Origin of the sequence: Nonomuraea ferruginea (assembly GCF_039540635.1) — a bacterium.
Lineage (GTDB): Bacteria > Actinomycetota > Actinomycetes > Streptosporangiales > Streptosporangiaceae > Nonomuraea > Nonomuraea ferruginea.
The window spans coordinates 125238-137681 of the sequence record NZ_BAABFD010000001.1; the positions used below are offsets into that span (position 1 = coordinate 125238).

The window sequence follows — 12444 nt, forward strand, 5'->3', positions numbered from 1 at the left end:
ACGGCCCAGGTCCGCCGTGCCGGAAAGGCCGGGGTCAGTAGCCGCGGTACGGCGACTTCGACTGGTTCCCGCTGTCGGTGGTCGGCGTCGCCGCCGGCGTCGGGGCCTTCGTCCCGGCGGGCCTGATCATGCCGAGGAGCCCGTGCTTGCCGCCGTCCGAGCCGGCCGAGAACCAGAGCGTGTTCTCGCCGCCGATGGCGGCCGTGCCGGGCTCCAGGTCCCACAGTCCCGGCAGCGTGATCGGGCGGTTGTCCGCCGCGCGCAGGGCGCCCAGGTGGCGGTTGCCGCGGTAGGCGTGGATGGTGCCGTCGCCGAAGTTGCCGACCAGCAGCGCGCCCGCGTACCTGCCCATGCCGCGCGGCGCCTTGGTGATCGCCCACGGCGCGTTCAGGCCGACCCGGGCGATGCGGCCGGTCAGACGGCCGTTCAGGTCGAAGCGGCTGACGAAGCCCTTGCCGCTGCCGGCCACGGACTTGCCGGTCTCCGAGTCGCGCAGGGCGTAGGCGACCCAGACGTTCCCGTTCACGACCTCCACGTTGAACGGGTGGTAGTTGGCCGGGACCGTGCGGTCCCTGAACTGCGAGCGCGACAGCCTGATGCGCCGGAAGTCCTCGTCGAAGGCGTGCAGACGGCCGCCCGCGAAGTCCGCGGCGAGCAGGAACGCGCCGTCGTCGGTCTCGGCCATGGCCAGGCCCTTGTAGTCGGCGCCGCGGGTGAAGGCGCCGATGATCGCGTTCTTCGGGTCCACCTCGGCGTTCCAGCCGGTGATCGCGCCGCTGGGGCTGGAGAAGATGAAGGTGGCGGGCTTGCCCTTGACGGTGAAGCCCTCACCGCCGTTGAACACCTGCCCCGTCGGGGCGCCGCCGGGGATGGCGACCTCGGTCCGCTCCTTCTTGCCCTGGCCGGAGTAGACGGTGGCGGTTCCCGTCCCGGCGTTGGAGACCCACAGGGTCTTGCCCATGGCCAGCCCCCACGGGTTGACCAGTTTGGGATCGGTGACGGCCGCCTTCCCGCGGACATCGGACACCAGGCCGACGACGTCGAACCGGTTCTGCTTCGGTGTGGTGGCCTGCGCGGGAATGGTGAGGGTGGCTGCCGTCGAGACGGCGACAGCGCAGGCCGTGATGATGCGTAACCGCATCCGTGCCTCCTTGTTAGCGCTTGTGACGCGAGATACGCGAGATCCGGGATTCCGGTTCAGTACGGTCTCGAAGCAGGTTTTCGCGCTGTCTGAAGGGGAGTGAAGGGGAATGGACGCGTTGGGCATCGACATCGGCGGCTCCGGGATCAAGGGCGCGCCCGTCGACGTGCGGGCCGGCGAGCTGACCGCGGAGCGGCTGCGCATCCCCACCCCGCACCCCGCCGAGCCGGGTGCCGTCGCGGACGCGGTGGCGCGGATCGTCCGGCACTTCGACTGGACGGGCCCGGTCGGCGTGACGTTCCCCGGGGTGGTCGTGGACGGCGTGGTGAGGACCGCGGTCAACCTGAAAGGCTCGTGGGCGGGCGTGCACGCGGGCGACCTGTTCGGGGGCGCGACCGTGCTCAACGACGCCGACGCCGCCGGCATGGCCGAGATGACGTACGGCAAGGGGCAGGGGCAGCCCGGCGTCGTGCTCATGCTGACGTTCGGCACCGGGATCGGCAGCGCGTTGTTCGCGGACGGCGTGCTCGTGCCCAACACCGAGCTGGGTCACCTGCAGTTGCACGGCACGGACGCCGAGCACCGGGCCTCCGACCGGGCGCGCGAGGAGCACGGCCTGGGCTGGCACAAGTGGGCCGAGCGGGTGGAGGAGTACCTCAGGCACGTCGAGATGCTGTTCACCCCCTCCCTGATCGTCATCGGCGGCGGCGTGAGCAAGAAGGCCGGCAAGTTCCTGCCGCACATCAGCCTCGACACGCCCGTCGTCCCGGCCGCCCTGCTGAACCAGGCGGGCATCATCGGCGCCGCCCGGGCGGCGGCCCAGGCCGGCGCGCACGCTGGGTGACGGACCGCCCACACCACGGGCCAAAACGTGACCATGACTCATGGCAACCGATCTCCGCTTAGGGGAGTCTCATCTATGACCGTGGTCGCCCACGATGCAACTCTGGGGAGAGTGGGCCGGTCGCGGGCGATCACGGTCAACGGAATTCGAGATGCGCGCGACGCGCCCGTCGGGCACGATGGGCCGTTGGCTCCCGGCACGCGGGGCCCGAATATCCTGAAAGCAGTATGGGAACTCCTGCGTTGTCCTCTCCGTCCTCCTCTCTCACAGAGCTTCAGGCCCGCCTGCCCGACCTGATGCCGCGCGACCAGCGGCGGCTGCGGCGCAGGCTCGACGGCGTGCGCCGGGTGCGCTCCCGCGAAGCGCGGGAGAAGATCGCCGCGGAGATCCTCGCCGACGTGGAACGTGCCGAGCGGCGCCTTCAGCGCCGCCGCGAGAGCGTGCCGGAGATCGGCTATCCGGAGGCGCTGCCCGTCTCCCAGCGCAGGGACGACATCCTCGAAGCCATCCGCGACAACCAGGTCGTCATCATCGCCGGTGAGACCGGGTCCGGCAAGACCACCCAGATCCCCAAGATCTGCCTGGAGCTGGGCCGGGGCGTGCGCGGCCTCATCGGCCACACCCAGCCGCGCCGCATCGCCGCCCGCACCGTCGCCGAGCGCGTCGCCGAGGAGCTCCACACCGAGCTGGGCGAGGTCGTCGGCTACAAGGTCCGCTTCACCGACCAGGCGAGCGACCGCACCCTCGTCAAGCTGATGACCGACGGCATCCTCCTCGCCGAGCTCCAGCACGACCGCATGCTGGAGCAGTACGACACGCTCATCATCGACGAGGCCCACGAGCGCAGCCTCAACATCGACTTCATCCTCGGCTACCTGAAGCAGCTGCTGCCCAAACGCCCCGACCTCAAGGTCATCATCACCAGCGCGACCATCGACCCCGAGCGGTTCTCGCGCCACTTCGGCGACGCGCCGATCATCGAGGTGTCCGGCCGCACCTACCCCGTAGAGGTCCGCTACCGCCCGCTGGGCGAGGACGACGACCAGACCCAGGGCATCGTCGAGGCCTGCCGCGAGCTGACCGGCGAGGGGCCCGGCGACATCCTCGTCTTCCTCAGCGGCGAGCGCGAGATCCGCGACGCCGCCGACGCCCTGGCCAAGGCCGACTTCCGCAACACCGAGATCCTGCCGCTCTACTCCCGGCTCAGCGCCGCCGAGCAGCACCGCGTCTTCCAGCGCCACACCGGCCGCCGCGTCGTCCTGGCCACCAACGTGGCCGAGACGTCGCTGACCGTGCCCGGCATCAAGTACGTCGTCGACCCCGGCTACGCCCGCCTCTCCCGCTACAGCCACCGCACCAAGGTGCAGCGCCTGCCCATCGAGGCGATCTCGCAGGCCAGCGCCAACCAGCGCAAGGGCCGCTGCGGCCGGACCTCCGACGGCGTCTGCGTCCGCCTCTACGAGGAGGACGACTTCCTCGCCAGGCCGGAGTTCACCGACCCGGAGATCCTGCGCACCAACCTGGCCTCGGTCATCCTCCAGATGACCTCGATCGGGCTGGGCGACATCGAGGCGTTCCCGTTCGTCGAGCCGCCCGACCGCCGCCAGGTCAAGGACGGCGTCAACCTGCTCCACGAGCTCGGCGCGTTCGACGCCCACGGCAAGCTCACCCCGATCGGCCGCAAGCTCGCCACCCTGCCCGTCGACCCCCGGCTCGGCCGCATGGTGCTGGAGGCGGAGAAGAACGGCTGCGTGCGCGAGGTCATGGTGATCGCCGCCGCGCTGTCCATCCAGGACCCGCGCGAGCGCCCCGCCGACAAGCAGCAGCAGGCCGACGAGAAGCACCGCCGCTTCGCCGACCCCGAGTCCGACTTCCTCACCTACCTCAACCTGTGGAACCACCTGCGCGACAAGCAGCAGGAGCTCTCCTCCAGCGCCTTCCGCCGCCTGTGCAAGTCCGAGTTCCTCAACTACCTGCGCGTACGCGAGTGGCAGGACATCTACAGCCAGATCCGCCAGTCGCTCGGCGCGCACCCCAACAGCAACCCGGCCGACCCCGAGCTGGTCCACAAGTCGCTCCTGGTCGGCCTGCTGTCGCACGTCGGCGTCAAGGACGTGATGGACCGCCAGCGCGCCTCCGACGGCCGCCGCCCCATCCAGGAGTACCTCGGCGCCCGCAACGCCCGCTTCGCCGTCTTCCCCGGCTCCGCGCTGGCCAAGAAGCAGCCCCAGTGGGTGATGTCCGCCGAGCTCGTGGAGACCTCCCGGCTGTGGGCCAGGGTCAACGCCAAGATCGAGCCCGACTGGGTGGAGCCGCTCGCGCAGCACCTCGTCAAGCGCACTTACTCGGAGCCCCACTGGGAGAAGAACCAGGGGGCGGTGATCGCGTACGAGAAGGTCACGCTGTACGGGGTGCCGCTCGTCGTCGGGCGCAAGGTCAACTACGGGCGCATCGATCCCGAGCTGTCACGCGAGCTGTTCATCCGCCACGCGCTCGTCGAGGGCGACTGGGACAGCCACCACAAGTTCCTCAAGGACAACCGGCGGCTGCTCGGCGAGGTCGAGGAGCTGGAGAACCGCGCCCGCCGCCGCGACATCCTCGTCGGCGACGAGGCCCTGTTCGACTTCTACGACCAGCGCCTGCCCGCCGACGTGGTCTCCGCCCGCCACTTCGACTCCTGGTGGAAGAAGGCCCGCGCCGACCAGCCCGACCTGCTCACCTTCTCGCCGGAGATGCTGGTCAACGAGGGCGCCGACGTCAGCGCCCGCGACTATCCCGACACCTGGCGGCAGCTCGGCCAGCGGATGAAGCTGACCTACCGGTTCGCGCCCGACCCGGACGATCAGCAGGGCGCCGACGGCGTCACCGTCCACGTGCCGCTGCACCTGCTCAACCAGGTGACCTCCGACGGCTTCGACTGGCAGATCCCCGGCCTGCGCGAGGAGCTCGTCACCGCGCTGATCAGGTCGCTGCCCAAGCAGCTGCGCCGCAACTTCGTGCCCGCCCCCGACTACGCCAGGCAGGTGCTGGCCAACGCCGAGCCGGGCGCCGAGCCGATGCTGGAGGCCGTCGAGCGCGAGCTGATGAGGCTGACCGGCGTGCGGGTGCCGCGCGACGCCTGGCAGCTCGACCAGGTTCCCGACCACCTGCGCATCACGTACCGGGTGATCGACGAGCGCCGGCGCGCCATCGCCGAGGACAAGGACCTCGCGGCGCTCAAGCGCCGCCTCGCCCCGCGCCTGCGCAAGACCCTCTCGGAGGCCGGCGACGGCCTCGAACGCACCGGGCTGCGCACGTGGAGCTTCGGCACCCTGCCCAAGGTGTTCGAGCAGGGCCGGATGAAGGGCTACCCGGCGCTGGCCGACGCCGGCGACTCGGTCTCGATCAAGATCTTCGAGACGGAGGCGGAGCAGCGCCGCTCCCACTGGGCCGGCACCCGCCGTCTGCTCCTGCTGAACGTCGCCAACCCCGCCAAGCCGCTGCTGTCGGGGCTGTCGAACCAAGCCAAGCTGGCCCTGTCACGCAGCCCGCACGGCGGCGCCGTGGCCCTCTTCGAGGACGTGGTCGACGCCGCGGCCGACAAGCTCATGCGCGACCTCGGCGGCCCCGTCTGGGACCCCGCCGCCTACGACCGCCTCTACCAGCACGTCCGCGCCGAGTTGTACGACACGGCGGCCGGCATCCTGGGCCGGGTGGAGCAGATCCTGACGGTGTGGCACGCCGCCGGGATCCAGCTCGACGCCATGCGCTCCAGCGCCTCCGCCGACGACGTCCGCGACCAGCTCGGCAGGCTCGTCTACCCGGGCTTCGTCACCGCCACCGGCCACGCCCGCCTGCCCGACGTGCTGCGCTACCTGCGCGCCGTCGACCGCCGGCTCACCAAGCTGCCGGAGGACCCGTGGCGTGACGAGGAGTGGATGGACCGCGTCCACAAGGTCGAGGACGACTACCACGACCTGCTGGAACGCCTGCCCCCTGGCCGGCGCGCGGACCCGGACGTGGCGGAGATCCGCTGGATGATCGAGGAACTGCGGGTCAGCTTCTTCGCCCAGACACTCGGCACCCCGACCCCGGTGTCGGAGAAGCGCATCGCCAAGGCGATGGACCGCCTCAGGCCTTGAAGATCGACGTGTCGAGCTCCAAGTCGATCGGCGCGGGCAGTCGCAAGGGCGTGCCGATGGGGACGGTGGCGCGGGCGAGATACCCGCTGTCGCCGATCTCGCTGTAGACGGTGACGGAGGGAGTCTTGGCGACGAGGTCGATCAGCAGGTAGATCGGGATGCCGCCGGTGGCGTAGAGGGGCGGCTTCTCCTCACGGTCCCTGATCGCGCTACCGGTCGAGACGACCTCGGCAACCATGATCAGCCCGGACGACCGCAGCTCGCGCTCGCCCCAACGTGGACAGTCGTGCGGTGCGAGTACGAAATCGGGCTCCACAGGCTCGCGTGGCCCTTCGATGCACACGTCGACATTGCCGGCGCGCCCTTTCCAGCCATGTTCGTCCATCACCGGCCAGAGGGCGCGGTAGAGCTCCATGGCGCAGTCAGCATGCTCGGGGGTCCCTACAGGGCTCACTATGAGGTTTCCTTCGATGACGTCGGCCCGGAAACCGGGGAGTTCGGGGAGTGCGTCGAACAGCTCTCGCGCGGTCTCCGGCATCCGCTTCTTGCTGGTGGGGGCGAGCTTCGCGTACTCGTCGTGCCGGATCGCCATGGCAACCATCAGATCTGTCCCTCCGTACTCGAACGGGCACGCTCAGTATTCCACGAATCCGAGCTCTGGGCGCGACTCGTACAGTGGAGGAAAAATTCCAGACGACGGATGGGTTTGATGATCAAGGCTGTGGTGCTGGACGTCGGCGAGACCGTGATCGACGAGACGCGGATCTGGTCGCGGTGGGCCGACCGGCTCGGGGTGCCGAGGTTCGTGCTGATGGGCGTCCTCGGCGGGATGGCCGCGCTGGACCAGTCCTTCAGCGAGGGGTTCGAGCTGGTGCGGCCCGGGTTCGACGTCGAGGCCGAGATCGCGGCCTGGGAGCGCGACGAGCCTGACAGCCTGCGCAACCACTTCGACGCCGACGACCTCTACCCCGACGTGCGCGAGGCGCTCGGCGGGCTGAGGGAGGCGGGCTACCAGGTGATCCTGGCGGGCAACCAGCCGGTGCGGGCCTATGACGCGCTGGTCGCGATGGAGCTGCCCGTCGACTCGGTGCACACTTCCGACGGGTGGGGGGTGTCCAAGCCGGCGCCCGGGTTCTTCGCCAAGGTGGCCGCGGTCGCCGGGCGCGAGCCGGGGGAGATCCTCTACGTGGGGGACCGGCTCGACAACGACGTGCGCCCCGCCGCCGCGGCCGGGATGCGGACCGCCCTGCTGCGCCGTGGCCCGTGGGGCTACCTGCACGCGGCGCGGCCGGAGGCGCGCGAGGCCGCCGACGTGATCGCCGACGACCTGCACGCGCTGCTCCCGGCGCTGCGCCGCCTGGCCTGACCCGCCCCGCCGGTCGGGCTCAGGACGTGGTCCGCCTGACCTGACCCGCTCCGCCGGCCAAGCTCAGGACGTGGTCCGCCCGGCCTGCCCCCCCGCCGGGCGGGCTAGGTGGTCTTGCGTACGGCTTCCTGCAGTTCTTCCTTGTCCATCTGGGAGCGGCCGGGAATGTCCGCCTTCTGGGCCTGCTCGTACAGTTCGGCCTTGGTGGCGCCGCCGGCCGTCAGGGCCCGCAGCTCCTCGTCCCGGCGCTCCTCGAAGGCCTTGCCGAGCTCCCGCAGCCGCTTCTCGCCGGCCTGCTCGGCCAGCTGCGGGAGCAGTTCGCCCTCTTCCTCCTCGACGTGGTGGTTGACGGACTCGACGAGCTTGTCCAGCGTCCGGCGGAACTCGGGGGTGCCGGGCCGGGACCGCACCAGCTCGTCGAGGAGCACCTCGGCCTCCTTGTGCTCCTCCAGGCCGTGGTGCGCGTCGAGGTCCGGGTAGACCCGGTCCTCCTCGGCGCGGGCGTGCGCGATGAGCAGGGCGTGCAACTCGGTCACGGCCGCCTTGGGGTCGCCCTCCTCCTTCTTGAGCCGCTCGAAGAGCGCCTCGACCTTGCGGTGGTCATTCGTGATCAGGGTGATGACGTCGGTTGCCATGACGTCCGTGGCTACCCCTTCCCTCACCGCCCAATCGCCGCGCCGGTCAGCGCGCGCGGGTCCGTCGCACCGGCCAGCATCCCGTCCGGCAGGACGTCGATGAGGTGCGCGTGGCCGAACGCGCCGCCGGGCACCGCGGACACCCGATGGCCGAGCGCGGCCAGCCCGTCGCGCCAGCCGGTGCCGTCCTCCAGCTCCACCACCGCCCCCTCGGCGCGGCGCCAGGTGTCGAAGCCGGTGCCGCTGCCGAACCGCCAGCGCGGCGCTGCTATCGCCTCTCCCGGGCTCTGCCCGTACCGCAGCAGCCTGGTGATGATCTGGAGCAGGATCTGCGGCTGCGCGTCGCCGCCCATCGTGCCCGCGACCGAGCGGAGCGAGCCGTCGGGGCGGGTGATGAGCGCGGGCGTGAGCGTGTGCGGCGGCCGCCGCCCGGGGCCGTACTCGGCGGGGTGGCCCGGCTCCAGCGAGAAGCCGATGCCGCGGTTGTGCAGGTTGATGCCGGTACGGGGTTCGAACAGGAAGCTGCCGAAACCGGAGGCGTTCGACTGGATGAGGGAGACGGCGAGCCCGTCGCCGTCCACCGCGCAGAGGTACGTGGTGTCGCCGTCGGCGGCGGGCACCGTGAGGTCGCCGCGACCGGTCAGCGCCCGGCGGCGCTCGATCTCGGCGGGGGAGAGCAGGCCGGTGGCGTGCTCGTGCAGCAGCGCGTCGCGGTCGTGCGCGGCGGCGCGGGCGGACCGGGCCAGCGCGTGCGCCCAGGCGGGGTGCGCGGTCGAGGGCGGCAGCTCCAGCCCGTCCAGGATGCCCAGCGAGAGCAGCAGCAGGTAACCCTGGGAGTTGGGCGGTGCGGACCACACGTCGTGGCCGAACGCGCGCACCCGCAGGGGTTCCACCCAGTCGGCGTTGTCCCGCTCCAGGTCGGCCCGCGTGTACTCGCCGGACCCCAGCTCCAGCAGGCCCTCGCCGAACTCGCCCAGATAGAACCCGGCGCGCCCGCCTTCGGCCACCGCCTCCAGCGCGCGGGCCACGCCCGGCCTGCGGACCCGGTCCCCGGCGGTCCGGATCCCGGCGAGGTCGCCGGCGCCCGGCCGGTCCGCGATCTCCCGCGCCATCGGCGCCAGCAGCGGCGAGGCCGGGAAACCGTCGCGGGCCAGCCGTACGGCGGGCGCGAACACGTCGGCCAGCGGGAGCCGGCCGTACCGGGCGTGCAGCGCGAGCCAGCCGTCCACGCAGCCGGGCACCGGCACGGACCTGACGTCCAGCCGGTGCGGCATCCGCCGGTGCCCCTCGGCACGCAACCGCCCGGCGTCCGCACCGCTCCCGGCCCTGCCGGACGCGTTGAGCGCGTGAACCGGCCCGCCGTCCGCACCGGTCCCGGCCCTGCCGGACGCGTTGAGCGCGTGAACCGGCCCGCCGCCCGCACCGGTCCCGGCCCTGCCGGACGCGTTGAGCGCGTGAACCGGCCCGCCGCCCGCACCGGTCCCGGCCCTGCCGGACAGGTTGGGCGCGTGGCCCGGCCCGCCGTCCGCACCGCCCCCGGATCTGCCGGACGCGTTGGGCGCGTGGCCCGGCCCGCCGTCCGTCGGGTGGCCGTCTCGTACGGGACCGTGGGAACCGGACTGCGCGGGGCCGTCGTGGACGAGGGCGAAGAGGTCGCCGCCGAGCCCGCACATGTGCGGGGAGGTGACGGCGAGCACGGCGTTGGCGGCGATGGCGGCGTCGGCGGCGGAACCGCCGCGGTCGAGCGCCGTCACCCCGGCGGCGGACGCGAGATGGTCGATGCTGCATACCATCCCAGAGGGGGCGTATCGGGTGTTTCGCACCCGTCGAGACTAGGCGTTCTCCATCGCCACACGCGCCGGGGCCGGGCCGGTGGCGGTCTTCCTGAACCGCGCCAGCGCGGCCGCCGCCAGCAGCGTCGCGACGACGCAGGAGACGCCGCCCACCTGCAGTGCGAGCCGGGGGCCGAAGGAGTCGCTCAGCCAGCCCAGTACCGGCCCGCCCAGCGCGCCCGACGCGGCGCCGGCCATGCCCAGCGCGGCCAGCACCCGCCCGCGCATGGCGTCCGGGCTGTCGAGCTGCGCCCGCGCCGAGACCGTGGTGTCGACCAGGATGGCGCCGGCCGCGATGGGCAGCATGAAGGCGGCGAAGGCGGCCAGCGACGGCATCAGGCCGCTCAGCGCCTGCAGCACGCTGATGGCGAACGCGGAGATCAGCAGCAGCCGGATCGTCAGCCGCGGCCGCGAGGCGGCGAGGAACCCGCCCACGACGGTCCCGGCGGCGAACACCGTGGACAGCAGCCCGTACCCGCCCGCGCCCGCCGCCAGCGGGCCCGCGCTCATCGCCGCCATGGTCACCTGGTAGTTGCGGCCAAGGCTGCCCAGCACGATCGACAGCGCGAGCAGGACGAGCAGCCACGGGGTACGCGCCACGTACCGCAGCCCCGCGAGCACCGCCCCTGGCCGGTGCTTCTCGGCGGCCAGTTCGTGGAACTCCGACGACCGCATGCGCATCACCGCGACGATCACCGCGAAGAAGGTGAGCGCGTTCGCCGCGAACAGCACGGCGTTCCCGGTGAGGGGCAGCATCATCCCGGCCACCGACATGCCGAGGATGCGCCCGGCCGAGTTGATGATCGAGCCGAGCGCCATCGCGTTCGGCAGGTCCTCCCGGGGCACCACCTCCGCCCCGAACCGGCCGAGCGCCGGTCCGCCCAGGGCCGACACCACCCCGCCGGCCAGCGCCACCGCGTAGATCGGCAGCGGCGACCGCACCCCGGTCAGCGCGATCACGGCCAGCACAGCGGCGAGCGCGGCCTGCGCGAGCTGGGCGGCCACCACGACGGGGCGGGTCGGCAGCCGGTCCGCCAGCGCCCCTCCCCACATGCCGAGCAGCAGCGTGGGCAGCGCCTGCATGACCAGGCTGAGCCCCACGCTGGTGGCCGAGCCGGTGATCGTGAGGACGAGCCAGTTCACGCCCAGCACCTGCATCCAGGTGCCGGTGATGGAGACGAGGTCCGCCCCTGCCCACAACCTGTAGTTGTGATGACGCAGGGCACGGAAAGTAGAGGCGGTGAGCGACAAGACTTGTCCCGGATTTGACGGTGCGGCCGAGGGGGGGAACACGCCGCTCCGAAAGCTGGATTCCGGAATGACCGAAATGTGCGCCATTTCACCCCGTGGGAAGGTTTAGCCCTGCCGCATCAGGACCTGCCCGGCGGGGAACCGCTTCTCGGCGCCGAGCCCGAGCAGCCGCCTGCGCTCCGGGTACGGCAGGTAGTGGAGGAAAGTGCGACCACCCGAGTCCGTGGCCTGGCTGGTCAGGCGGGGTGCACGCGGCCGCTGATGATCGTGGCCAGGCAGGCGGGGCCGTGCATCAGGGCGGAGTACGGATAGCGCCCGCGGGCCTCGAACACCGCGAAGCTGGCCCGGCCGCCGTGATGCAGGGTGCCGAGGCCGCCGGGCCCGCCCGCCATGCCGAGGGCCCTGGCGCCGCCGAGCGTGGCGGCCTCCACCAGCGCGCGGTCCAGCCCGCGCGGGCGCAGCCCCAGCTCCCGCACCCGCGCCCGGACGGCCGCCGCGCACGCCAGCACGTCCCCGTGCGCCGGCGCGGTGCCGATGGCGAGCGGGATGCCCTCCTCGACCAGCGCCGGCCACTCGTCGACGCCGGGCCCGGGGCGCAGTGCCACCGTCGTGCCCCGCAGCTTGAGCAGCTTGCGCTCGCCCGGGTCCAGCGGCCGGGCGCACGCCGCGTGGCAGTGCGGCCCGAGCACGCCCGCCTCGTCCAGCCCGGCGAGGGAATGGCGGTCCAGGTCCACCAGCAGCCGCAGGCCGAACGTCCTGGCCAGCAGGGCCACGTCCTCCAGCACGTGCGGGTCGCGCGTGTGCGGGGCGATACCGACGGGCCGGTCCATCTCGTGGATGGCCGTGATGAGCGCGTCCCGCCGGCTCTCCTCCCACTCCCGCTCCGACTCGCAGGTCACGGGCACGTACGCGACGCCCGCGGCCGGCCCCGGCGCGGCGGCGGGGTCGCCCAGCTCGGCCGCGCGGGCCACCACCCCCGGCCCGGGGGCGCCGCCCGACGCGTACGCGTCCACCAGCCCGGCGACGATCGTCCCGCGCCAGTGGTGCTCCTCGGTGACGCGGTAGCGGCCCAGCAGCTCGTCGCGCGGCCCGACGCGCAGCACCCGCTCGCCACGCACGGCGACGGCGCCGTTCCTGATCGGCTCGGTGGCGATGGGCAGCACCAGCGTCGCGGAATGGAGGACCACGGGTCTGGACACACGGGGGTTCAGAGCCGGACGCGCGCGCTTCACGACCCCCATCGATACTCCCGTG

At 72.4% G+C, this 12444-nt stretch carries 9 protein-coding genes; 3 read left to right on the plus strand and 6 right to left on the minus strand.

Annotated elements, in window-relative coordinates; genetic code table 11:
* Positions 1-34: 34 nt before the first annotated feature.
* Positions 35-1141: a TIGR03118 family protein gene (locus ABD999_RS00605; protein WP_187281035.1), complete on the minus strand. Its 1107-nt coding sequence runs from the start codon at positions 1139-1141 to the stop codon at positions 35-37.
* Between the two features lie 109 nt (positions 1142-1250).
* Between ABD999_RS00605 and ppgK the strand changes: the two genes are divergently transcribed.
* Both ppgK and hrpA read left to right on the plus strand, forming a co-directional pair.
* A complete protein-coding gene (gene ppgK, locus ABD999_RS00610) occupies positions 1251-1985 on the plus strand; it encodes a polyphosphate--glucose phosphotransferase (protein WP_271275946.1) in 735 nt (244 codons plus the stop codon).
* A 227-nt stretch (positions 1986-2212) separates the two neighbouring features.
* Positions 2213-6106, plus strand: coding sequence for an ATP-dependent RNA helicase HrpA (gene hrpA / locus ABD999_RS00615; protein WP_271275945.1), 3894 nt, complete (start codon positions 2213-2215; stop codon positions 6104-6106).
* Here hrpA and ABD999_RS00620 read toward each other — a convergent pair.
* The gene (locus ABD999_RS00620; protein ID WP_345482499.1) at positions 6096-6707 is read right to left on the minus strand and encodes a Uma2 family endonuclease; all 612 of its coding nucleotides are present in this window, start codon (positions 6705-6707) and stop codon (positions 6096-6098) included. The genes hrpA and ABD999_RS00620 overlap by 11 nt on opposite strands.
* A gap of 108 nt (positions 6708-6815) precedes the next feature.
* Between ABD999_RS00620 and ABD999_RS00625 the strand changes: the two genes are divergently transcribed.
* Positions 6816-7472: an HAD family hydrolase gene (locus ABD999_RS00625; RefSeq protein ID WP_271275943.1), complete on the plus strand. Its 657-nt coding sequence runs from the start codon at positions 6816-6818 to the stop codon at positions 7470-7472.
* Positions 7473-7576: 104 nt separating this feature from the next.
* On the opposite strand, the gene ABD999_RS00630 is transcribed toward ABD999_RS00625, so the two are convergent.
* From ABD999_RS00630 to ABD999_RS00645, 4 genes are all read right to left on the minus strand, one after another.
* Complete coding sequence (locus tag ABD999_RS00630) at positions 7577-8107, minus strand: hemerythrin domain-containing protein (RefSeq protein WP_148030255.1); 531 nt, start codon at positions 8105-8107, stop codon at positions 7577-7579.
* 23 nt (positions 8108-8130) lie between these two features.
* Positions 8131-9930 (minus strand): gamma-glutamyltransferase, encoded by a 1800-nt coding sequence (locus tag ABD999_RS00635; RefSeq protein ID WP_271275942.1) that lies wholly within the window; start codon positions 9928-9930, stop codon positions 8131-8133.
* 9 nt (positions 9931-9939) lie between these two features.
* Positions 9940-11277, minus strand: coding sequence for an MFS transporter (locus tag ABD999_RS00640; protein WP_271275941.1), 1338 nt, complete (start codon positions 11275-11277; stop codon positions 9940-9942).
* A gap of 149 nt (positions 11278-11426) precedes the next feature.
* Positions 11427-12389, minus strand: a complete 963-nt coding sequence (locus tag ABD999_RS00645) for an imidazolonepropionase-like domain-containing protein (RefSeq protein WP_271275940.1) — start codon at positions 12387-12389, stop codon at positions 11427-11429.
* Positions 12390-12444 lie beyond the last annotated feature (55 nt).

Excerpts from the sequence above, each read along its gene's own strand:
- ABD999_RS00630 (WP_148030255.1), bottom strand. The coding sequence starts at position 8,107 with ATGGCAACCGACGTCATCACCCTGATCACGAATGACCACCGCAAGGTC.
- ABD999_RS00605 (WP_187281035.1), bottom strand. The coding sequence starts at position 1,141 with ATGCGGTTACGCATCATCACGGCCTGCGCTGTCGCCGTCTCGACGGCA.
- ABD999_RS00620 (WP_345482499.1), bottom strand. The coding sequence starts at position 6,707 with ATGGTTGCCATGGCGATCCGGCACGACGAGTACGCGAAGCTCGCCCCC.
- ABD999_RS00640 (WP_271275941.1), bottom strand. The coding sequence starts at position 11,277 with ATGGCGCACATTTCGGTCATTCCGGAATCCAGCTTTCGGAGCGGCGTG.
- ABD999_RS00625 (WP_271275943.1), top strand. The coding sequence starts at position 6,816 with ATGATCAAGGCTGTGGTGCTGGACGTCGGCGAGACCGTGATCGACGAG.
- hrpA (WP_271275945.1), top strand. The coding sequence starts at position 2,213 with ATGGGAACTCCTGCGTTGTCCTCTCCGTCCTCCTCTCTCACAGAGCTT.
- ppgK (WP_271275946.1), top strand. The coding sequence starts at position 1,251 with ATGGACGCGTTGGGCATCGACATCGGCGGCTCCGGGATCAAGGGCGCG.